General features: G+C 61.6%; 23 protein-coding genes. 8 read left to right on the top strand and 15 right to left on the bottom strand.

Annotated features, from left to right (window positions below; translation table 11 throughout):
- Positions 1–87: 87 nt before the first annotated feature.
- The 6 genes from hemA (at position 88) to ACI77I_RS18505 (ending at position 5,454) form a co-directional block, all read left to right on the top strand.
- The gene (gene hemA, locus ACI77I_RS18530; RefSeq protein WP_094948897.1) at positions 88–1,377 is read left to right on the top strand and encodes a glutamyl-tRNA reductase; all 1,290 of its coding nucleotides are present in this window, start codon (positions 88–90) and stop codon (positions 1,375–1,377) included.
- The gene (gene prfA / locus ACI77I_RS18525; protein WP_094948898.1) at positions 1,374–2,456 is read left to right on the top strand and encodes a peptide chain release factor 1; all 1,083 of its coding nucleotides are present in this window, start codon (positions 1,374–1,376) and stop codon (positions 2,454–2,456) included. The genes hemA and prfA overlap by 4 nt, the downstream gene beginning before the upstream one ends.
- Entirely contained in the window at positions 2,457–3,287 is an 831-nt protein-coding gene (gene prmC, locus ACI77I_RS18520) for a peptide chain release factor N(5)-glutamine methyltransferase (RefSeq protein WP_094948899.1), read from the top strand.
- Positions 3,281–4,036: a molybdopterin-synthase adenylyltransferase MoeB gene (locus ACI77I_RS18515; protein WP_406998132.1), complete on the top strand. Its 756-nt coding sequence runs from the start codon at positions 3,281–3,283 to the stop codon at positions 4,034–4,036. The genes prmC and ACI77I_RS18515 overlap by 7 nt, the downstream gene beginning before the upstream one ends.
- On the top strand, positions 4,029–4,823 hold the full coding sequence (murI, locus tag ACI77I_RS18510) for a glutamate racemase (protein ID WP_406998131.1): 795 nt from the start codon (positions 4,029–4,031) through the stop codon (positions 4,821–4,823). Before ACI77I_RS18515 ends, murI begins: the two co-directional genes overlap by 8 nt.
- A 112-nt stretch (positions 4,824–4,935) precedes the next feature.
- Positions 4,936–5,454 carry an acyloxyacyl hydrolase gene (locus ACI77I_RS18505; protein ID WP_094948902.1) on the top strand — a complete coding sequence of 173 codons (519 nt, stop codon included), beginning with the start codon at positions 4,936–4,938 and terminating at the stop codon, positions 5,452–5,454.
- A gap of 133 nt (positions 5,455–5,587) precedes the next feature.
- On the opposite strand, the gene ACI77I_RS18500 is transcribed toward ACI77I_RS18505, so the two are convergent.
- From ACI77I_RS18500 to ACI77I_RS18445, 12 genes are all read right to left on the bottom strand, one after another.
- Positions 5,588–5,893 carry a YkgJ family cysteine cluster protein gene (locus ACI77I_RS18500; protein WP_016977069.1) on the bottom strand — a complete coding sequence of 102 codons (306 nt, stop codon included), beginning with the start codon at positions 5,891–5,893 and terminating at the stop codon, positions 5,588–5,590.
- 54 nt (positions 5,894–5,947) lie between these two features.
- A complete protein-coding gene (locus ACI77I_RS18495) occupies positions 5,948–6,439 on the bottom strand; it encodes a DUF2878 domain-containing protein (RefSeq protein ID WP_406998129.1) in 492 nt (163 codons plus the stop codon).
- Complete coding sequence (locus ACI77I_RS18490) at positions 6,432–7,703, bottom strand: class I SAM-dependent methyltransferase (RefSeq protein WP_406998128.1); 1,272 nt, start codon at positions 7,701–7,703, stop codon at positions 6,432–6,434. The genes ACI77I_RS18495 and ACI77I_RS18490 overlap by 8 nt, the downstream gene beginning before the upstream one ends.
- Positions 7,690–8,499, bottom strand: coding sequence for a DUF1365 domain-containing protein (locus ACI77I_RS18485; RefSeq protein WP_406998127.1), 810 nt, complete (start codon positions 8,497–8,499; stop codon positions 7,690–7,692). The genes ACI77I_RS18490 and ACI77I_RS18485 overlap by 14 nt, the downstream gene beginning before the upstream one ends.
- Positions 8,496–9,743, bottom strand: coding sequence for an NAD(P)/FAD-dependent oxidoreductase (locus tag ACI77I_RS18480; protein WP_094948906.1), 1,248 nt, complete (start codon positions 9,741–9,743; stop codon positions 8,496–8,498). Before ACI77I_RS18480 ends, ACI77I_RS18485 begins: the two co-directional genes overlap by 4 nt.
- Complete coding sequence (locus tag ACI77I_RS18475) at positions 9,740–10,522, bottom strand: SDR family oxidoreductase (protein WP_094948907.1); 783 nt, start codon at positions 10,520–10,522, stop codon at positions 9,740–9,742. Before ACI77I_RS18475 ends, ACI77I_RS18480 begins: the two co-directional genes overlap by 4 nt.
- Entirely contained in the window at positions 10,519–10,941 is a 423-nt protein-coding gene (locus ACI77I_RS18470; RefSeq protein ID WP_094948908.1) for a nuclear transport factor 2 family protein, read from the bottom strand. Before ACI77I_RS18470 ends, ACI77I_RS18475 begins: the two co-directional genes overlap by 4 nt.
- Positions 10,934–12,376: a deoxyribodipyrimidine photo-lyase gene (gene phrB, locus ACI77I_RS18465; RefSeq protein ID WP_094948909.1), complete on the bottom strand. Its 1,443-nt coding sequence runs from the start codon at positions 12,374–12,376 to the stop codon at positions 10,934–10,936. Before phrB ends, ACI77I_RS18470 begins: the two co-directional genes overlap by 8 nt.
- A complete protein-coding gene (locus tag ACI77I_RS18460) occupies positions 12,377–13,306 on the bottom strand; it encodes a MerR family transcriptional regulator (RefSeq protein WP_242154275.1) in 930 nt (309 codons plus the stop codon).
- A 17-nt stretch (positions 13,307–13,323) separates the two neighbouring features.
- Positions 13,324–14,283 carry a YbgA family protein gene (locus ACI77I_RS18455; protein ID WP_406998126.1) on the bottom strand — a complete coding sequence of 320 codons (960 nt, stop codon included), beginning with the start codon at positions 14,281–14,283 and terminating at the stop codon, positions 13,324–13,326.
- 112 nt (positions 14,284–14,395) lie between these two features.
- A complete protein-coding gene (locus tag ACI77I_RS18450) occupies positions 14,396–14,611 on the bottom strand; it encodes a TIGR02450 family Trp-rich protein (RefSeq protein WP_094948912.1) in 216 nt (71 codons plus the stop codon).
- Complete coding sequence (locus ACI77I_RS18445; RefSeq protein WP_406998125.1) at positions 14,608–15,594, bottom strand: NAD(P)/FAD-dependent oxidoreductase; 987 nt, start codon at positions 15,592–15,594, stop codon at positions 14,608–14,610. Before ACI77I_RS18445 ends, ACI77I_RS18450 begins: the two co-directional genes overlap by 4 nt.
- A gap of 212 nt (positions 15,595–15,806) precedes the next feature.
- Here ACI77I_RS18445 and ACI77I_RS18440 point away from each other — a divergent pair, with 212 nt between their 5' ends.
- Complete coding sequence (locus tag ACI77I_RS18440; protein ID WP_406998124.1) at positions 15,807–16,706, top strand: TIGR01777 family oxidoreductase; 900 nt, start codon at positions 15,807–15,809, stop codon at positions 16,704–16,706.
- A 14-nt stretch (positions 16,707–16,720) separates the two neighbouring features.
- Positions 16,721–17,746 carry a ferrochelatase gene (gene hemH, locus ACI77I_RS18435; RefSeq protein WP_406998123.1) on the top strand — a complete coding sequence of 342 codons (1,026 nt, stop codon included), beginning with the start codon at positions 16,721–16,723 and terminating at the stop codon, positions 17,744–17,746.
- A gap of 139 nt (positions 17,747–17,885) precedes the next feature.
- Here hemH and ACI77I_RS18430 read toward each other — a convergent pair whose 3' ends face one another.
- The 3 genes from ACI77I_RS18430 to algW all read right to left on the bottom strand — a co-directional run bounded on the left by ACI77I_RS18430 (position 17,886) and on the right by algW (position 21,977).
- On the bottom strand, positions 17,886–18,602 hold the full coding sequence (locus ACI77I_RS18430; protein ID WP_094948916.1) for a DUF4198 domain-containing protein: 717 nt from the start codon (positions 18,600–18,602) through the stop codon (positions 17,886–17,888).
- 12 nt (positions 18,603–18,614) lie between these two features.
- The gene (locus ACI77I_RS18425; protein WP_406998122.1) at positions 18,615–20,714 is read right to left on the bottom strand and encodes a TonB-dependent siderophore receptor; all 2,100 of its coding nucleotides are present in this window, start codon (positions 20,712–20,714) and stop codon (positions 18,615–18,617) included.
- A gap of 108 nt (positions 20,715–20,822) precedes the next feature.
- A complete protein-coding gene (algW, locus tag ACI77I_RS18420; RefSeq protein ID WP_094948918.1) occupies positions 20,823–21,977 on the bottom strand; it encodes a Do family serine endopeptidase AlgW in 1,155 nt (384 codons plus the stop codon).
- Positions 21,978–21,980: the final 3 nt, after the last annotated feature.

The following is a 21,980-nucleotide window of genomic DNA, read 5'->3' as shown; positions in this document are numbered from 1 at the left end:
GCTACTAGGACAATAGACGACGGTGGTTGTTCTGGGTCTTTCGAAGTAGGACAATTGTCGGCTTCCCGACATCATCAGCGATATTGAATGGCCTTCCTTGCACTCGGTATTAACCACAAGACTGCATCCGTAGACGTGCGCGAGCGCGTGGCGTTTACGCCAGAGCAGTTGGTTGAGGCCTTGCAGCAGCTCTGCCGGCTCACCGACAGCCGCGAAGCTGCGATCCTTTCGACCTGCAATCGCAGTGAGCTTTATATAGAGCAGGAACATCTTTGCGCGGATGTGGTACTGCGCTGGCTGGCCGATTACCACCATTTGGACCTCGATGACCTGCGCGCCAGTGCGTATGTGCACGAAGAGGATGCGGCAGTTCGTCACATGATGCGCGTCGCCGCAGGGCTCGACTCGCTGGTGTTGGGCGAGCCGCAGATCCTCGGCCAGATGAAATCTGCCTACGCCGTCGCGCGTGAGGCCGGAACCGTAGGGCCGCTGCTGGGCCGGCTGTTCCAGGCCACGTTCAATTCCGCCAAGCAGGTGCGTACCGACACGGCTATCGGTGAAAACCCGGTGTCCGTCGCGTTTGCTGCCGTCAGCCTGGCCAAACAGATTTTCAGCGACTTGCAGCGCAGCCAGGCGCTGCTGATCGGAGCCGGTGAAACCATCACCTTGGTCGCCCGTCATCTGCATGAGTTGGGCGTGAAACGTATTGTGGTCGCCAACCGTACCCTGGAGCGCGCGAGCATCCTGGCCGAGCAGTTCGGCGCTCACGCCGTGTTGCTGTCGGATATTCCGGCCGAACTGGTGCGCAGTGATATCGTCATCAGCTCCACCGCCAGCCAGTTGCCGATCCTCGGCAAGGGCGCGGTCGAGAGCGCGCTGAAGCTGCGTAAGCACAAACCGATTTTCATGGTAGATATCGCCGTTCCTCGGGATATCGAGCCGGAAGTCGGCGATTTGGACGACGTTTACCTCTATAGCGTCGATGATTTGCACGAAGTGGTCGCCGAAAACCTTAAGAGTCGCCAGGGCGCAGCCCAGGCCGCTGAGGAAATGGTCAGCGTCGGCGCCGAAGACTTTATGGTGCGCCTGCGTGAATTGGCGGCGGTCGACGTGCTCAAGGCGTATCGTCAGCAGGGCGAACGCCTGCGTGACGAAGAGTTGATCAAGGCCCAGCGTTTGCTGGCCAACGGCAGCAGCGCCGAAGAAGTGCTGATGCAACTGGCCCGTGGCTTGACCAACAAGTTGCTCCACGCCCCCAGCGTTCAGTTGAAAAAGCTTACCGCCGAAGGCCGCCTCGATGCGCTGGCCATGGCCCAGGAACTCTTTGCCCTCGGTGAGGGCGCGTCAGATAGCTCTTCGGATAAAAAACCGCAATGAAAGCGTCACTGCTCAATAAACTGGACGTGCTCCAGGACCGTTTCGAAGAACTGACCGCCTTGCTCGGCGATGGCGAGGTCATCTCCGATCAAACCAAATTCCGCGCCTATTCCAAGGAATACGCCGAAGTTGAGCCGATTGTGGCCACCTACAAGCACCTGACCAAGGTGCAGGCCGACCTCGAAGGCGCCCAGGCGCTGCTCAAGGACAGCGACCCGGACATGCGCGAAATGGCCGTGGAAGAAGTCCGCGAAGCCAAGGAAAAACTGGCTGAGCTGGAAGGCGACCTGCAACGCATGTTGCTGCCCAAAGACCCTAACGATGGGCGCAACGTGTTTCTCGAAATCCGCGCCGGCACCGGTGGCGACGAGGCGGCGATCTTTTCCGGCGACCTGTTCCGCATGTATTCGCGTTTTGCCGAGCGTCGCGGTTGGCGTGTCGAGATTTTGTCCGAGAACATCGGTGAACACGGCGGCTATAAAGAAGTCATCGCCCGGGTTGAAGGCGACAACGTCTACGGCAAGCTCAAGTTCGAATCCGGCGTGCATCGCGTGCAGCGGGTGCCGGCGACTGAATCCCAGGGCCGTATCCACACCTCGGCATGCACCGTGGCCGTATTGCCCGAGCCGGACGAGCAGGAAGCCATCGAGATCAACCCGGCGGACTTGCGTGTCGACACCTACCGCTCATCGGGCGCCGGTGGTCAGCACGTCAACAAGACTGACTCGGCGATCCGTATTACGCACTTGCCGTCGGGCATCGTGGTGGAGTGCCAGGAAGAACGTTCCCAGCACAAGAACCGTGCGCGGGCCATGTCCTGGCTGTCGGCCAAACTCAACGACCAGCAGACCAGCGCCGCCGCCAACGCGATTGCCAGCGAGCGCAAATTGCTGGTGGGGTCGGGCGACCGCTCCGAGCGCATCCGCACCTACAATTTTGCCCAGGGCCGGGTCACCGACCATCGGGTCAACCTCACGCTTTATTCCCTCGACGAGATTCTCGCCGGTGGCGTCGACGCGGTAATCGAGCCGTTGCTCGCCGAATATCAGGCCGACCAATTGGCGGCGATAGGTGAATAAATGACCATCATTGCCAGCCTGCTGCGCGCCGCCGACCTGCCTGACTCGCCTACTGCGCGCCTGGATGTGGAACTGTTGCTGGCCGCTGCCTTGGGCAAATCGCGCAGCTACCTGCACACCTGGCCGGAAAAAATCGTCAGCAGCGAAGCTGCGCTGACCTTTGCCGACTACCTGCAACGCCGCCGTGGCGGTGAGCCAGTGGCGTATATCCTCGGTCAGCAAGGCTTCTGGAAGCTGGACCTGGAGGTCGCGCCTCACACGCTGATCCCGCGTCCGGAAACCGAGCTGCTGGTGGAAGCCGCTTTGGAATTGTTGCCTGCCACGCCGGCCAAGGTCCTCGACCTGGGCACCGGCAGCGGCGCTATCGCCCTGGCCCTGGCCAGCGAACGCCCGGCCTGGCAGGTCACGGCGGTCGACCGCGTGCTGGAAGCCGTGGCCCTGGCCGAACGTAATCGCCAGCGCCTGCACCTGAAAAACGCCACGGTGTTGAACAGCCACTGGTTCAGCGCCCTGCAAGGCCAAACGTTCGACCTGATCATCAGCAACCCGCCTTACATCGCCGATAACGATCCCCATCTGGTGGCCGGTGATGTGCGTTTTGAACCGGCCAGTGCGCTGGTGGCGGGGCATGATGGCCTGGACGACTTGCGGCTGATCATTGCCGACTCGCCAGCCCACTTGAATTCGGCTGGCTGGCTGTTGCTCGAGCACGGCTACGATCAGGCTGCGGCCGTGCGTGACCTGTTGCTTGGCGCAGGCTTTGAAGACGTACACAGCCGCATCGACCTCGGTGGCCACGAGCGCATCACCCTGGGACGTCGCCCGTGCTGACCGATCAGGAACTGTTGCGCTATAGCCGACAGATTCTGTTGCAACATGTCGACATCGACGGCCAATTGCGCCTGAAAAACGGCCGTGCGTTGATCGTCGGCCTCGGTGGGCTGGGCGCGCCAGTCGCGCTGTATCTGGCCGCCGCCGGCGTCGGCGAGTTGCACCTGGCCGATTTCGATACCGTCGACCTCACCAACCTGCAACGCCAGATCATCCACGACACCGACAGCGTCGGGCAGACCAAGGTCGACTCGGCCATGCGCCGTCTGACCGCGATCAACCCCGAAGTCACCTTACTCGCCCATCGCACGGCCCTGGATGCGGACTCACTCGCGGCGGCAGTGGCAGCGGTCGACGTGGTGCTCGACTGCAGCGACAACTTCGCCACCCGTGAAGCCGTCAATGCCGCCTGTGTCGCCGCCGCCAAGCCATTGATCAGCGGCGCGGCGATCCGCCTTGAGGGCCAGTTGTCGGTGTTCGACCCACGCCGCGTCGACAGCCCGTGCTACCACTGTTTATACGGGCACGGCAGCGACACCGAACTGACCTGCAGCGAAGCCGGCGTCGTTGGCCCATTGGTGGGCCTGGTCGGCAGCCTGCAAGCGCTGGAAGCCCTGAAACTGCTGGCCGGTTTCGGTGAGCCATTGGTCGGCCGCTTGTTGCTGATCGATGCGTTGACCACGCGTTTTCGTGAATTGCGGGTCAAGCGTGATCCTGGCTGCAGTGTCTGCGGGACGCAGCATGGTTAAGAGCGCGCCCATCGGTGTGTTCGACTCCGGTATCGGCGGCTTGACCGTGCTGGACGAAATTCAGCAGTTATTGCCCCATGAGTCGCTGCTGTACGTGGCCGATGGCGGGCATATCCCTTACGGCGAGAAAACCCCGGCGTTCATTCTTGACCGCTCCCGGCGGGTCGCCGAGTTTTTCCGCGAGCAAGGCGCCAAGGCCTTTGTGATTGCCTGCAATACGGCGACCGTCGCGGCTGTTGCCGACTTGCGCCAGGACTATCCCGACTGGCCGCTCGTAGGCATGGAACCCGCCGTCAAACCCGCCGCCGCCGCCACCCGCAGCGGCGTGGTCGGTGTACTCGCCACCACCGGCACCCTGCAAAGCGCCAAGTTCGCCGCCTTGCTCGACCGCTTTGCCACCGATGTGCGCGTGATCACCCAGCCCTGCCCGGGCCTGGTGGAGTTGATTGAAAGCGGCGATCTCAATAGCCCCGAACTGCGCCAGATGTTGCACGGCTATGTCGAACCGCTGCTCAGCGCCGGTTGCGACACGATTATTCTCGGCTGCACCCACTATCCCTTCCTCAAGCCGCTCCTGGCGCACATGCTCCCCCCGAGCATCATCCTGATCGACACCGGCGCCGCCGTGGCGCGTCAGCTCAAACGTCTATTGGGCGAGCGCGACCTGTTGGCCACCGGCAATCCTGAACCTGCCCAGTTCTGGACCAGCGGTCACGTCGACCACCTGAGAAGTATCCTACCGACACTATGGAAACATCCTGGAGTTGTGCGAAGCTTCGACGCGTGAAAATTTTGTGAAATAACGCAATAAGACGCTGAACTTCTGACTCTACGTCGGCTTCTATAGCGAGTTAGTCTGTGCAAAAACATACAACCTCGTTCTCAAAGGACTGTTTCTTATGAAGCGCTTGTTCTGTTTGGCTGCGTTTGCGGCCGTGGTGGTAGGACACTCTGTTTCGGCCCAGGCCGCCGGCCTGGAATTGGGTGTGGGGAGCACCGGCGATTCGACCATGACCTATCGGTTGGGGCTGACGTCGGATTGGGATAAAAGTTGGTGGCAGAGCGACGTAGGTCGACTGACCGGCTACTGGAGCGGGGCCTACACCTATTGGGATGGCGACAAGCGCGCCAGTGTCAGCAGCCTGTCGTTCTCGCCGGTGTTTGTGTATGAGTTTGCCGGTGAGTCGGTAAAGCCTTACATCGAAGCGGGGATCGGCGTGGCGGTGTTCTCACGCACGCGGGTTGAAGACAACAATATCGGCCAGGCCTTCCAGTTCGAAGACCGCCTGGGCTTTGGTTTGCGCTTTACCGGTGGGCATGAAGTGGGCATTCGTGCCACGCACTATTCCAACGCGGGCATCAGCAGCAATAACGACGGGGTAGAGAGTTACTCGTTGCACTACACCTACCCGTTGTAAGCCATCAGGCACCTGCTGACTAATGTGGGAGCTGGCTTGCCTGCGATAGCATCACTTCGGTGTAACCGATAGACCGAGGTGTCTGCATCGCAGGCAAGCCAGCTCCCACAGTTTATTAGTGCCACCTTCAGGTTCAGCGATACGCCGTCGCAATCCCTTCACGCTCGGTCAAGCACTCCGGCGCGCCCATCTCGAACTCCCGGCAGATCAGCGGTCGTCGCTCGTAAATCGTGCACATCATCGTGTCCCGATCCAGCGCCGCGCACCAACCGTCGTCCAGGCGCAGCATCACTTCGCCGCCCCAGTCGTCGGTATCGATATAGCGTTCCGGCACGCCGGTGTCGGTGATCAGCATGACTTCCAGTTGGCAGCAGCAGGCCGCGCACGTTGAACAGGTCACGGCGGGTTCGGTGATTTGAGTGTGGGGGATGTTGGTCATAGGCGCGCAGTGTAAGGCAAGCACGTCGGGTAGGTGTGAACACTCTGACAGACGTCAGTGCCCCAGTTGCCGGGCGATCCAATGCAGCATGGGGAACAGCAGCGCCCACAGCAGCGCCAAGCCTATCATCGTCGGCACTGTGCCATAACCGAAACTCACGCCGGCCAATTGGCTGCCGGCGTAATAAGACACTGGCCCGCCGACTGCACCTAATACGCTGGCGCGCCACCAGGGCTGTGCGCTCCAGGCCAGGCAATGGCGCAGCGTGGTGGCGAGCAACGCCCACAGCAGCATCAGCCAGAACGGAATCAGCGGCCCCGGAACGCTGAAATGAAACACGCCGAAGGTGCGCAACGAAGTGTCGACCACTGTACCCAGCAAGGTCACGGCGAGGATCACTTGCCCTTCGGCAGACCATGAACTTATCCACAGCAGGTGGATGGCCAGTACGGCGGCGGCCACCAGCAGCCAGCGGCTGTCGCCACCGAGCACGCAGGCAAACCAGCTGCACTGGAACAGTACGGCATTGGCCAGCGGTTTAAGCATTGAAACGCCCGAGCAACGGCGGGTTGATTGCCGCCGGCTTGGCCAGTAGTAGCTGCGCGGTACCAATCGTACGTTCCATGAAGCCACCTTCGCAGTAGCACAAGTAGAATTCCCACAAGCGCAGGAAGTACTCATCGTAGCCCAGCTCTGCAAGACGGCCATGGGCGCGGCGAAAGTTCTCGTGCCACAGGCGCAGGGTTTTCGCGTAGTGCAGGCCGAAGTCCTCCATGTGCAGCAGGTTCATGTCGGTGTCGCGGCTGACGATGTGCAGCATGTTCTGCATACAGGGCAGAGCGCCACCGGGGAAGATGTAGCGCTGGATAAAGTCGACGCTGTTCTTCGCCTGCTCAAAACGCTGGTCACGAATCGTGATGGCTTGCAGCAGCATCAGGCCGTCGCTCTTGAGCAAGTGCGCGCACTGCTTGAAGTAGGTCGGCAGAAAGCGAAGGCCCACCGCTTCGATCATCTCGATGGACACCAGCTTGTCGTATTGGCCGCTCAGGTCGCGGTAATCTTGCAGCAACAACGTCACTTGGTCCTTGAGCCCCTGCGCCTCGATGCGTTTTTCGGTATAGGCAAACTGCTCTTTGGACAAGGTCGTGGTGGTGACCTTGCAGCCGTAATGCTGCGCCGCATACAGCGCCATGCTGCCCCAGCCGGTGCCGATTTCCAGCAGGTGGTCGGTAGGCTTGAGCGCGAGTTTCTGGCAGATGCGCTCCAGTTTGTTCAACTGTGCCTGTTCCAGGGTGTCGTCGGGCGTCAGGAACTGCGCCGCCGAATACATCATGGTCGGGTCGAGGAATTCTTCGAACAGGTCGTTGCCCAGGTCGTAGTGGGCGGCGATGTTTTTCTGCGAGCCTTTGCGCGTATTGCGGTTGAGCCAATGCAGGCCTTGGGTGAACGGGCGTGCCAGGCGCGCCAGGCCACCTTCCATGGCATCGAGCACCTCCAGGTTGCTGACCATCACCCGCACTACCGCGGTCAGGTCCGGGCTGGTCCAATAACCGTGGATAAACGCCTCGCCGGCGCCGATCGAACCGTTGGCCGCCACCAGGCCCCACACCGCCGAATCGAGGATCTGGATCTCCCCCAGCAGGTGCGCTTCGCGTGCGCCGAACACTTGGCGTTCGCCATCCTCGATCACCACCAGTTGGCCGTGGCGCAGTTGGCTGAGTTGGCGCAGCACGGCCTTGCGCAGCAATGCGCTGGTCATGCCATTGACATTCAGGCGGCTGGTTTTGACCGATAAGCTAGGGGATTTCATGGCGGCGATCCTTGGTATACCCGACTGCGGTGCGAGAGGCGCCATCGGCGGCCTGATGGGAAAAAATCGGAGTGCGTTTGAGCAACAAGCGCATGGCCTGCCAGTAGATCGCCAGGCAAGTCTTGGCGGTCATCCACGGGAAGCGCCACAAGTAGCGATGCAGGCTGGCGCGGCTGAGTGCTTCTCTGTGCAGGCTCAAGGTGGCGTCAAAGACTTTCACCTCGCCCTGCCAGTCGGCCATGTGCACGCCTAGCTTGGCGGCGGGCGGGCTGAAGCTCATGCGGTATTCCAGGTCGCGCGGCAAAAACGGCGACACATGGAAGGCCTTGGCCACGGCGAAGTGCTGATGCTCGTCGGCGCCAAGGGCCTGGGCCGGCAGCACGTAGTGATAGCGCTCACGCCACGGGGTGTTGGTCACTTCACACAGGATCGCGGCCAGTTGCCCATCGGCCTCGAAGCAGTAGAAGAAACTCACCGGGTTAAAAGCCAGGCCCCAACTGCGGGCCTGGGTCAGTAGGCAGATAACGCCCTGGGGCTCACGCCCCAGCGCCTTGCCAACTTCCTGGCGCACGGCATCGCTCAAGCTCATGCCGTGGCGCGTGAATTCACGCAGGTAATCCTGCTGGCGAAAGCCGAAGGGTGCCATGCGACCTGCGCCGGCCAGGGGCGAGAGCCCGAGCACTTCGTCTTGTTCGCTCAAATCCAGGTACAGCAGGCCGATGCGGTAGCGAAAGGCGTGGGCCTTGGGCGCAAACCGGCGATGGGCGATCCAGCCGCTGTACAGGGCGCTGTTCACAAGGTTTCTCCAAAGGCCTGTGCCACGCGCAATGCGCTGACCACGCCATCTTCATGGAAACCGTTGGCCCAGTAGGCGCCGCAATAAAAGGTGTTGCGTGCGCCGGCCAATTCTTCCCAGCGCGCTTGGGCAGCTACCGCCGCGAGGCTGTATTGCGGATGTGCGTAGGTGTAGCGCGCGAGGACCTTCATCGGGTTGATCATCGACGTCTGGTTAAGGCTCACGCAAAAGGTCGTGGCGCTGTCGATACCTTGCAGGATGTTCATGTCGTAAGTGACGGCGGCCTGGGTCTGCGCGGTGCCGGTCAGCCGGTAGTTCCAGCTGGCCCAGGCGAGTTTGCGGTCGGGCAGCAGGCGCGTGTCGGTGTGCAGCACCACGTCGTTGTCGGCGTAAGGCAGGGCGCCGAGGATCTCCTGTTCGGCCTGGCTTGGGTCGGCCAGTAAGGCCAGGGCCTGATCGCTGTGACAGGCAAACACCACCCGATCAAATGTCTCGCTGCCGGCGGCGCTGTGGATAACTACGCCGTCGTCGGTGCGCTCGACGTTATGCACAGGGCAATTGAGGCGCACCTGTTCGCGAAAGCTGCGCGTCAGCGGCTCGATGTAGCTGCTCGACCCGCCTTCGATCACGCACCACTGCGGCCGGTTGTTCACAGAGAGCAAGCCGTGGTTCTTGAAGAACCTTACAAAAAATTGCAATGGAAAACCGAGCATGTCCGCCAGGGACATCGACCAGATCGCCGCGCCCATCGGCACGATGTAATGCCGGATAAACCGCGGGCCGTAACCCCCGGCTTCGAGGTAATCGCCCAAGGTCATGTCGGCGCTGATGCGCTGTTCTTGCAGGTCCAGCGGCGCCTGGCGGTTGAAGCGCAGAATGTCGCGCAACATGCCCCAGAACCCCGGCGACAGTATATTGCTGCGCTGGGCAAACAGGCTGTTGAGGTTATTGCCGTTGTACTCGAAGCCTTCGTTCTGGTCGCACACCGAAAAGCTCATCTCGGTGGGTTTGAACTTCACGCCAATTTGCCCCAGCAGGCGAATGAAGTTGGGGTAGGTCCAGTCGTTGAACACGATAAAACCGGTGTCCACCGCATAGCTTTTACTCTCGACCGTCACGTTGACCGTGTGGGTATGCCCGCCGATGCGCACGCCGGCTTCGAACACGGTGATGTCGTGGCGGCGGCTGAGCAGGTAGGCGCTGGTCAGCCCGGCGATGCCGCTGCCGATAATGGCGATTTTCACAGGTTGTCCTTCTGCGGCGGCGGGCTGCGCAACATGCGCTTGCCGATGAACAGTTGCGCGCGGTTGGGCAGCTTCGACAACGGCCACAAGGTGGCGATAAACATAGCGGGGAAGGCAATTTCCAGCGGACGCTTGTCCAGCTTGGCGAAGATATGCCGCGCGGCCTTGTCGGCCGACCAGCTCAAGGGCATCGGGAAGTCATTGCGTTCGGTCAGCGGCGTGTCGACAAAGCCCGGGCTGATCACCGTGACGTCGATGTTCTCGGGCGACAGGCTGATGCGCAGGGATTCAAACAGGTAGCGCAGCCCGGCCTTGGAGGCGCCATAAGCTTCAGCGCGTGGCATCGGCAGGTAGGTTACGGCGCTGGCCACACCGACCAAGTGTGGGGTGAGCCCTTTGCGCAACAACGGCAGCGCCGCTTCGATGCAATAGCTGCTCGCCAGCAGGTTGGTGCGTACCACGTGCTCGACGATAGAGGCGTCAAACTGCCGAGCGTCCACGTATTCACAGGTGCCGGCATTCAGGATCACCGTGTCGAGTGAGCCCCAGACCACACCGATATGCTCGCCGATCTCGCGCACGGTCTGGCTGTTTGTCAGGTCGCCGGCTACCACCAACACTTGCCCCGGGTAACGGTGGGCGAGTGCTTCCAGTGGGCCTTTGGTTCGCGAGCTGAGTGCCACATGGGCGCCGCTGTTGAGCAACTCCACGGCCAGCGAAGCACCGATGCCACTGCTGGCGCCGGTCAGCCAATAACGGCGGGGTGGTGTAAGGCTCATCCCATTCTCCTTTTCAGCCAACTGACTACGCGGCCGAGTACTGGCAGGTGTTCGTAGAGCAGAGCGCCGGCATCGAAATAATCGCGATGGCGGTAGACCTTGTCGCGCCACAGCAGGTGCGAGCAGCCTTCCACGCGGATCAGCTTGCCGCTGTTGAGCCGTGGGTGGCAGAAGCTCATTTTCCAGCGCAAATAGCCTTCACCTTCGGCCACTTGGTCGAAACCGTGGAAGTCGAAGCGCAGCTGGCTGACATTGCCGTACATCTCGGCGAAGTAGCGGCGCAGCGCGGGCAACCCGTGCACTTCATGCAGCGGGTCGGTGAAGGTGATGTCCTTGCTGTACAGGCTGTCGAGCCGGTGCAGGTTGTGCTTGTCCAGGGTCGCAAAGGCCTGGGCGAACCTGGGCAGGAAGTCACTCATGCTCGGCAACCTCCTGACGTGAAGGCAGGCTGCGGAAGGCTGCCAACGCGCGTTCGCGGGATTTTTTCAGGTCGACAATCGCACGCGGATAGTCCGCCACGCCAAACAGGCCGCCGACTGCCTCGGGGTTGTGCACTTCCTTTTTATTCAGCGCGGCCAGCTCTGGCAGCCAGTGCTTGATGAACACGCCTTCGCTGTCGAATTTCTCCGATTGGCTCAATGGGCTGAAAATCCGGAAGTACGGGGCCGAATCGGTGCCGGTGGAAGAACTCCACTGCCAGCCGCCGTTGTTGGCCGCCAGGTCGCCGTCGATTAAGTGGCGCATAAAGAAACGCTCGCCTTCGCGCCAGTCGATCAGCAGGTTCTTGGTCAAAAACATTGCCACCACCATGCGCAGGCGGTTGTGCATCCAACCGGTTTCGAGCAACTGGCGCATGGCGGCGTCGATGATCGGCAGGCCGGTGCGCGCTTCCTGCCAGGCGGCGAGGTCTTTGGGCGCATCGCGCCACGCCACCGCTTCGGTCTCGGGGCGAAAGGCGCGGTGGCGGGACACCCGTGGGTAGCCTACGAGGATGTGTTTGTAGAATTCGCGCCACAGCAGCTCGTTGATCCAGGTGATCGCGCCTATGTCGCCGCTTTCGAACTCGCCCTGGTTGGCTTGCAAGGCGGCATGCAGGCACTGGCGCGGCGAAACCACACCGGCGGCGAGGTAAGCCGAAAGCTGGCTGGTGCCGGGTTTGGCCGGGAAGTCGCGCTCGTCTTTGTAGTAGCTGATTTGTTGATCGGCGAAGGCATCGAGGCGGCGGCGCGCTTCGTCTTCACCGGCCGGCCAGAGGGCGCGCAAGCTTTCGCTGGGTGGCGCGAACCCTTCGACCTGCTCAGGGACCGGGTCGCTTTTCAGCTCTGTGGGCGCCTGGGCGTTCGGGGTTGCCACCTGACGCGGGAGGGCGCTGTGCAGGCGGTTGTAGCAAACCTTGCGGAACTGGCTGAACACCTGGAAATAAGTGCCGGTCTTGGTCAGCACACTGCCGGGTTGGAAGAACAGTTGGTCCAGGTAACGGTGGAACGTCACGCCATCGGCTTCCAGCGCCTGGGCCACGGCGGTGTCGCGACGGCTTTCGTGGATGCCGTACTCCTCGTTGACGTGCACCGATTCAACCGACAGTTCCCGGCACAGCGTACTCAATACGCCGGGTACCTGGTCCCAGGTCGCGGTGGTGCGGATCAGCAAGGGAATGTTCAGCTCGCCGAGCGCCTGGCTCAGGTGCCGCAGGTTGCGCAGCCAGAAGTCGACTTTGCACGGCGCGTCATCGTGGGCCCGCCATTGTTCGGGGGTGATCAGGTACACGGCTGCAACGGGGCCTCGCTGGCTTGCGGCGGCGAGGGCGGTGTTGTCGTGTAGGCGCAGGTCGGTGCGCAGCCAGATCAAGTGCATTTAAACAATTCCACGCTGGATCAGTATCTGGTGGGCCGACAACGGGTCTTCGGCCACGAACAATTCAGGGGTGTCACGGGTTAATACGGCCAACTCTGCCTGGTGGATGCATACCGTTGGTCCGGCAATCAAGGTTGGGCAGCGGACACCGCCCAAAAGTTTACTGAGTGCCGGCACATGGATAGCCTTGCTCGAATACAGCAGCACGGCGCGCGGTTGCAGGTGTTCCACCGCCAGGGCCAGTTCGCCCGCCGGCAATGGCCAGTCGAAGACTTCCACCGGGCAGTCGGCGCTGCTGGCCAGCCAGGCGCTGAGCCACAGGTGCGGCTCCAGCGGCAGGTCGGAGTGGTTGACCAACAGCAACGGGGCGCCTTGCAGTTGGCGGTTGTTGTGGTAGATGCGCGCGCCAAACTTGCTGCGCAGCCAGGACAGGAAAAACACCCGCTCCATCTGCGCGCCGAACTGGCCTTGCCAGCGTTGCTCCAGCGCCTTGAGCAGCGGCAGCATCAATTGCCCGCATAAGGTACGCGGCGGGTACAACGCCATGGCTTGGTTGAAGGCGTCGTCGACCCTGCGTTCGGCCAACTCGCTGATCGCATTCACCAGGTTCTGGCGCAGGGCGTGCCATTCGTTTTCGACGGTGTCGGGACTGGCTTGGGCGGAGTCGATCAGGCTTTTCACCTGGCTGACCGGTACACCGCGGTTGAGCCAGGTGAGGATGGTGTGGATGCGTTGTACATGTTCGGCACTGAACAGCCGATGACCCTTGGGCGTGCGCTGCGGCACGATCAGGCCATAGCGGCGTTCCCAGGCGCGCAGCGTTACGGCGTTGACGCCGGTCTGGCGCGCCACTTCGCGTATTGGCAGCCAGCCGTCTTGGAGGGCTTGGGCGATGTCTACGCCGGGTTCGTCTTGGGGGGCAGCTTTCATGATGGTCTTTTCATGGGTCAGATCGCATTACGCAGGCTGAGGTTTTCCGGGTGCGGCTGCAGGTAGGCCTGCTGCGCAATGTAGCGATCAGGGTGTTGGCGAAAGTGGTGTTTGAGCAGGGTCAGCGGCACCACCAACGGCACGATGCCGCTGCGGTATTGGCTGATGACGGTTTGCATTTCCTGCTTGTCGTCAGCGCTGATGGCCTGCTTGAGGTAGCCGCTGATGTGTTGCAGCACATTGGTATGGGTGCCACGGGTGGCGCACTTTTTCAGGCCGGTCATCAGCTCGCTGAAATAGTTGGCGGCTAGCGCGTCCAGATCAGTGGCCTTGCCCATGCTGCCGAGCAGGTGGCCGAGGCTTTTGTAATGCACCGGGCTGTGGGCCATCAGCAAGTATTTGTAGCGTGAGTGAAAGGCCAACAGGCGGTGGCGGGTCAGGCCCTCAGCCAGCAGTTGCTGCCAGCTGGCGTAGACGAAGACCCGGGTCAGGAAGTTTTCCCGTAACACTGGGTCATTCAGTCGGCCGTCTTCTTCCACCGGCAGGTTGGGGTGGCGCGCGCAAAACGCCTGGGCGTAAATGCCACGCCCGCCGCCGTCGACGGGCGTGCCGTTGTCGCGGTAAACCTTGACCCGCTCCAGGCCGCACGACGGCGATTTCTGCATGAAGATGTAACCGCACAGGTCAGTGTGTTCCTGGGCCATCTGCTGGCCGTAATCGTCCAGCGGCTGGGTGACATTCAGCTCACGGCGCACCGTGCCGACGGCCTGCGGCCGGGCCGGGTCGCCTACCAGGCGAATCGGTTCGCGGGGGATGCCCAGGCCGATCGCGACTTCGGGGCACAGCGGCACAAAGTCGAAGTAGTCGGTGAGGGTTTGGCTGCACAGCAGGGATTGTTTGTGTCCGCCGTTAAAGCGCACGTTCTCGCCCAGCAAGCAGGCGCTGATGGCAATCTTTGGTTTGACGGTGCTGGACATGGCCGAACCTCTGCATAATTCCTGTACACGCTATAAAACTTGTACAACGAAATCTCATCATAGATTCGAAGCTGTACAAGTCAAATAGTTTGTATAAGTATTTTCGGCTGAGCTATTTCCAGCCGATTCGCCAGTCCTCAGCGTTCTGCAGGGTTTGCCAGGTCAGGCGTTCCGCACGGCGGGTCATGACAGCTTGCAGCTCGATTTCGAGCACGGTGCCTTCTTCATCCCGAAACAGTTCGGTGACCAGAAAGTGTTTTTCCTTATTGCGCGGGCGCGCTGCTGTCCACTTCGACAGCAGCAATTTAGCGGGATTGATGCGGTTCATTGCAGGTGCTCGATCAAGCGGCGCGCAGCTTCCTGGCCGCTGAGCCAAGCGCCTTCGACGCGCCCGGACAGGCACCAGTCGCCGCATACATACAAGCCCAGGTCGGCGTCGGCCAGCACCCCGAATTCATGGGCGCTGGACGGTCGGGCGTAGAGCCAGCGATGCGCCAGGCTGAACGACGGCGCGGGCATGGCGCTGTGCAGCAATTCGGCGAAGGCACCGTGCAGGTGTTCGATCACGGCTTCCTTGGGCAGGTCCAGGTGCGCCTTGCTCCAGGTGCTGGTGGCATGCAGTACCCAAGTGTCGAGGGTGGTGTCGCGCCCAGGTTTGCTGCGGTTGCGCGCCAGCCAATCGAGGGGGCTGTCTTGCACGAAGCAGCCTTCCATCGGTGTATCCAAGGGTTTGTCGAAGGTCAGGGCGATGGCCCAGGTCGGGTCCATTTTTACCCCGGCGGCGGCACTCGCCAGCTTGGGCGCGGCGGCCAGCAGGGCGGTGGCCTGGGGCGCCGGCGTGGCGATGACCACATGGCTGAAGGGGCCGTGATTGCCGCCGTCGGCGTCGAGCAGGTTCCAGTGCTGTTTGCCTTGGAACACTTCGGTGATGCGGCAACCGAACTCCACCGGCAAGTCGTCGAGCAATGCGCGGGTGATCGCGCTCATGCGCGGCGTGCCGACCCAACGTATTTGCTCATCGGGGGAGGGCGTGAGTTGCCCGGACTTGAAGTTGTACAGCTGCGGCTTCCACTGCTCGGCCCAGCCGTGGCTTTGCCAGCGCTGCACTTCGTTGACGAAGCGCCGGTCGCGGGCGGTGAAGTACTGCGCGCCCATGTCCAGTGCGCCAGCGTCGCTGCGCTTGCTGGACATGCGGCCACCGCTGCCGCGGCTTTTATCGAAGAGTTGTACGACGTGCCCCGCGTCTTGCAACGCTCGGGCGGCGGAGAGACCGGCGATGCCGGTGCCGATGATCGCGATGGGAACAGTCATGGGAGGCCTCGTTTTACCGTTGGGTACAGACTACGCCGACACCAATAGCTGTACAATATTGTTTTTTGGTATAAGTTTTGGCGTACCTGTTCTTACGGCGTGGCCTATGGTTAAAGCGTGGGCTTAAACGAAAAGCCGCGCCGTACTACAAATGATCCCTGCTTATAAAATAGACCAGTGATCGGCGGCGAACGTTACATGAGGAGTGTTCCATGCACATTTTGCTGACCGGCGGTACAGGCTTGATCGGTCGTCAGCTCTGCCAACGTTGGCTTGCCCAAGGGCATCGCCTGACCGTGTGGAGCCGCGAACCGGACACCGTCGCCAAATGGTGCGGCCCTGAGGTGTTGGGTGTCGGCCGCTTGCAAGACGTAATCGGCAACGTGGATGCGGTGGTCAACCTGGCCGGTGCACCCATCGCCGATCGCCCGTGGACCAAAAAGCGCAAGGCGTTACTGTGGAGCAGCCGCATCAGCCTCACCGAAACCCTGCTGGCGTGGATGGACGGGCTGGCGCAAAAACCGGCGGTACTGATTTCAGGTTCGGCGGTGGGCTGGTACGGCGACGGTGGCGAACGTGAATTGACCGAGGCCAGCGGCCCGGTGCAGGACGACTTCCCCAGCCAGTTGTGTATCGCCTGGGAAGAAACCGCCCTGCGAGCCGAAGCCATGGGCATCCGCGTGGTGCTGGTGCGCACCGGCCTGGTGTTGGCGGCGCAGGGCGGCTTTTTGTCGCGGCTGCTGCTGCCGTTCAAACTGGCGCTGGGCGGGCCTATCGGCAATGGTCGGCAGTGGATGCCGTGGGTGCATATCAAAGATCAAATCGCCCTGATTGATTTTCTTCTGCACAAGGAAGATGCCAGCGGTCCTTATAATGCCTGCGCGCCACACCCGGTGCGTAACCACGACTTTGCCAAGACATTGGGCCGGGTGCTGCACCGCCCTGCGTTCATGCCGATGCCGGCGTTCGCCTTGAAGGCCTTGTTGGGCGAATTGTCCGGGTTGTTGCTGGGCGGGCAGAGGGCCGTTCCCGAACGGCTGCTGGCTGCCGGTTTCACTTTTCAGTTCACTGAGTTGCATGCGGCCCTGGAAGACTTGTCCAGCCGCCTCTAGCCATAGGATGTTGCATGACGGATCACGCGTTGTTACTGGTCAACCTGGGTTCACCGGCGTCCACTTCGGTGGCCGATGTGCGCAGCTACCTCAATCAGTTCCTGATGGACCCTTACGTGATCGACCTACCGTGGCCGGTGCGGCGTTTGCTGGTGTCGCTGATCCTGATCAAGCGCCCCGAGCAGTCGGCGCATGCCTACGCGTCGATCTGGTGGGACGAGGGCTCGCCGCTTGTAGTCCTGAGCCGCCGCCTGCAACAGCAAATGACTGCGCAGTGGACGCAGGGGCCGGTGGAACTGGCGATGCGTTATGGCGAGCCATCGCTTGAAACGACGTTGACGCGCCTCGCGGCCCAGGGCATTGAGAAAGTCACCCTGGCGCCGTTGTACCCGCAGTTTGCCGACAGCACCGTGACCACGGTGATTGAAGAAGCCAGGCGCGTGGTGCGTGAGAAAAAGCTCAAGGTGCAGTTCTCGATCCTGCAACCTTTCTACGATCAGCCGGAATACCTCGATGCGCTGGTCGCGAGCGCCCGGCCGTACGTAGAACAGGATTACGATCATTTACTGCTGAGTTTTCACGGCTTGCCTGAGCGCCATCTGAAAAAGCTCGACCCTACCGGCGGGCATTGTTTCAAGGATGCCGACTGCTGCCAGAACGCCTCGCCTGAGGTGCTTGCTACCTGTTATCGCGCCCAATGCTTCAGCGTTGCACGGGACTTTGCCGCGCGCATGGGCTTGCCGGAGGGCAAGTGGTCGGTGGCGTTCCAATCGCGCCTGGGCCGGGCGAAGTGGATCGAACCCTACACCGAAGCCCGCCTTGAGGCGTTGGCCCAGCAAGGCGTGAAAAAGCTGCTGGTGATGTGCCCGGCGTTTGTCGCGGACTGCATTGAGACGCTGGAAGAGATTGGTGACCGCGGGTTGGAGCAGTTCCGCGAAGCGGGTGGCGAGGAGTTGGTGTTGGTGCCGTGCTTGAATGATGACCCGCAGTGGGCGGCGGCGCTGAACACCTTGTGCGAAAGGGCGCCGTTGGCACTCTAGCCCAGCCGAGTGAGGACTAAATGTGGGAGCGGGCTTGCTCGCGAATGCAGTGTGTCAGCCACCTAATGTATTGGCTGACCCACCGCCTTCGCGAGCAAGCCCGCTCCCACACTGACTGTGCCCACTCTAGACTTTGGTGTTATTCGTGATGCGGTTCACCGAGGAACGTCAGCGAAGTGAACAACCCGCGCGTTGCCACATCAGCATCTTTTAGCGGCAGCTCCACCTGCGCCGTAATCACATTCAACCCTTCATTACGCACCAGCACCTCGGCCCGGCCATCCTTGTCGGTCTCGGTGCTCAAGGTGTTCGGCGCATTGCGATAATCGCCCACCAACTTTATCCCCGCCGCCGGCTTGCCATCCAGCAGCACCCGCACCGGCAGTGACCTGCCCGGTCCTACGGTCAGCGGATCAACTTCCGGCAGGATCAGCAGCTTGATCTGATCCAGCTTCGGCAACTTCGCCCCCGGCTGGTAAATCGCCAGGCTGTATTTGAAGGTCTGGGTCGACTCAATCGCGCCAGGCACTTGGCTACGGCCCTGGTTGATCCACTTCTTGTCTGGCGTCTGCGACCACATCCCGTTATCCAACGCCACGGCTAAAACGGCGGGCGATTTGAGCGGCTTGAGGCGTGCGTGGTCGGCGAGGCGCTCCACGGTGACCGGGATCATCTTGCCGCTGGCGTCATACGCCCAGGCACCGCTGATTTTCTGTGCCTTGAAGGCATTGTCTTCGGCGCCGTGGCCGTAGATCACTTCGATATTGCCGCGCCGTTGTTCGGTCCACAGGCCGTGGGCCGAGACTTGGCTGGCAAACAGCAGGCCGATCACGGCCAAGGATTTGAAGGCTTGCATGGGGGCGTCCTTTTACAGGTTGAGGGTCAGGCTGACGGTGACGTTGCGCGGCTCGCCGGGCGTGACCCAGTAGTTGCTGTAGGAGCGCTCGTAGTACTTTTCGTCGAATAGGTTGTTGAGGTTCAGGCCCACCGTGACGTTGTCGCTGGCCTTGTAATGCGCCAGCAGGTCGACGGTGTGGTAGGCGGGCAGTTCGAACTGGCTGCCGGCTTCGCCGGAGCGATCACCGACGTAGGTGAACGCCGCGCCGAGGTCCGAGCCGCGTAGCGCGCCATCCTGGAATTCATACACGCCCAGCAGGCTGCCGCTGCGCTTGGCCACGCCGAGAATCCGGCTGCCGGTGGGGATGGCTTTGTCGCCCTTGGTCACTTCGGCGTCGATGTAGGCGAAGGCGCCGATGACCCTTACCGCGTCAGTCACTTGCCCGCTCAGTTGCAGGTCAAAGCCCTGGCTGCGCGCCTTGCCTATGGCGCGGCTGTTGTTGATGGTGGCCGGGTCCAAGGCCAGGACATTTTCCTTTTCGATATGGAAGGCGGCGAGGGTGGTGCTCAGGCGGTCGTCGAACAGCTCGCTCTTGATCCCCACTTCATACCCCACGCCTTCTTCCGGCGTGAAGGATTTGCCGCCAGCGTCCAAGCCGTTGTTGGGTTTGAACGAGGTTGACGCGTTGGCGAACACACCGACTTGCGGCGTGAGTTGGTAGAGCAAACCGGCGCGTTGGGTGAGGGCGTCGTGGGTTTGCCGGCTCTTGGCGTGGTTGCGGGTGAAGTCGACGGTGCTTTGCTCGACGTGTTCGAAGCGCGCACCGAGCATGCCGCGCAGGCGGTCGGTGAAGACGATCTGGTCTTGCAGGTTCAGCGCCTGGCTTTTCGTCTGTTCGAAGGCGTTGGTGCCGGTGCGTGCGCCATTGGGTTTGGTCTGGCCGTAGATCGGTTTATAGATGTCGATGGGGTAGAGGCTGCCGGCAATCGCCGACACGCGCTCCTTCTTGCGGTAGTCCTCGTATTCGCTGCCGATCAACAGTTCGTGCTGCCAGCTGCCAATGTCGAACAGGCCGCGCAGTTCCAGCTGGGTGATGCTGTCGTGCCAACCGGTGGAGCGTTCGCGGTAGCGGCGGTTGACGGTATGGCCGTCGGCATTCAGCGCACGACTTTCCGAGGCGTCACCCCACAGGCTGCCTTGTTTGTAGTGGCTGGCCAGGCGCAGTTTCCAGGCGTCATTAAGGTGATGCTCCAACGCGGCCTGGATGCGGTTGTTGTGGTTGCGGATATTGCCGTCGTTGGGCTCGCCGAGGAAGGTGGAGCGGGACATGCCATGGTTGGCGACGATGCCTCGGTCGAAGGTGGAGCTGTGGCGCACGAACTCGCTTTCTACGAGAAGGCTGGTGTCCGGGTCCAACTGCCAGCTGAACGACGGCGCGACGAATACACGCTTGGCGTCGACGTGATCACGGAAGCTGTGGTTGTCTTCCACCGCCAGGTTCACGCGCGACAGTAGGCGGCCTTCGCTGTCCAGCGGGGTGTTCACATCCAGCGCGGTGCGATAGCGGTCCCAACTGCCGGCACTGGTTTGCACGGTGGTGAAGGCTTGCGGCTGGGGTTTTTTGGTGACGATATTCACCGTGCCGCCGGGGTCGCCGCGCCCGTAAAGGCTGGCAGCGGGGCCTTTGAGCACTTCAATGCGCTCGATGTTGGCCGCGTCCGGCGTGCTCGGGTAGCCACGGTTGGCGCTGAAACCGTCCTGGTAGAACTCCGATGTGGTGAAGCCGCGCACGCTGTATTCGTAAAGCGTCAGGCCGCCGAAGTTGTTCTGCTTGGACACGCCGCCGGCAAACTCCAGGGCGCGTTCCACGCTGGTGCTGCCCAGGTCTTTGAGCACCGTGGCAGGAATCACGCTGATTGATTGTGGGATGTCGCGCAGTGCGGTGTCCGTCTTGGTGGCGCTGGCGGAACGGGTGGCGCGATAACCTGTGACCGGGCCGGTGGCGGATTCATAGGCGTCGCTGGTGACGTTGATAGTGTCCAGTTCTACAGTGTTGTCGTCGGCGTAGGCGGGGTCGAGCAGCAAACCCAAGGCCAGGCCAGCCACGGGGGCGAATCTTCGAGACGGCATGATAGAGCGTTCCAATAGCGATATTGAAACAATATAACATGACCGATGAGAATGGATTTCTTTTGAAATATTAGGTAACAGGAGCCCGGGAAAGGGCTCCCGCAGCTGTTATTCCTCTTCTTTCACCGGGGCAGGTGGTGGGCGCAGACCGATCTCTGCCGACAGCTTGATCTCTTTGCCGTTGCGCATTACCAGGATCGACACCTTGTCGGTCGGCTTGATCCGCGCGACTTGGTTCATCGACTTGCGGCCATCACCGGCGGGTTCGCCGTCGATGTTCAGGATCACATCGCCCAATTGCAGGCCGGCTTTCTGCGCCGGGCCGTCGCGGAAGATACCGGCGACGACGATGCCTGGGCGCCCGGTCAAGCCGGACGACGCGGCCAGGTCCTTGGTCAGCGGCTGTACTTCGATGCCCAGCCAGCCGCGAATCACCTGGCCGTGCTCGATGATCGATTTCATCACTTCCATCGCCAGCTTCACCGGGATCGCAAAGCCGATGCCCTGAGAGCCGCCGGACTTGGAGAAAATCGCCGTGTTGATGCCGGTCAGGTTGCCATTGGCATCCACCAATGCGCCGCCGGAGTTGCCCGGGTTGATCGCCGCGTCAGTTTGGATAAAGTCTTCGTAGCTGTTGAGCCCCAACTGGTTACGCCCGGTGGCGCTGATGATGCCCATGGTCACGGTCTGGCCGACGCCGAACGGATTGCCGATGGCCAGCGCGACGTCACCGACGCGCAGCCCTTCGGAGCGGCCAATGGTGATCGAGGGCAGGTTCTTGAGGTCGATCTTCAGCACCGCAAGGTCAGTTTCCGGGTCGCTGCCGACCACGCGGGCCAGGGTTTCGCGGCCGTCACGCAGGGCCACCACAATCTGGTCGGCGCCGGTGGTCACATGGTTGTTGGTGAGGATGTAGCCTTCCGGGCTCATGATCACCCCGGAACCGAGGCTGGATTCCATCCGGCGCTGCTTGGGCCCGTTGTCGCCGAAATAGCGCCGAAACTGCGGGTCTTCAAATAACGGATGCGCCGGTTTGTTGATGACCTTGGTGGTGTACAGGTTAACCACGGCGGGCGCGGCGATGACCACGGCGTCGGCATAGGTCACCGGGCCTTGCACCACCGAGTTGGTCTGCGGGGCCTGTTGCAGGTTCACATCAAGGCTGGGTAAGCCCACCCATTGGGGGTAACGCTGAATAATCATCATCGCGATCAGCACGCCAGCCAACAATGGCCATCCAAAAAAACGCAGTGCCTTGAGCATCAA

The sequence above is a fragment of the Pseudomonas sp. D47 genome, assembly GCF_045447305.1.
Lineage (GTDB): Bacteria > Pseudomonadota > Gammaproteobacteria > Pseudomonadales > Pseudomonadaceae > Aquipseudomonas.
The sequence above is the reverse complement of the archived record's forward strand: the minus strand, read 5'-3'. Positions and strand labels throughout refer to the sequence as shown.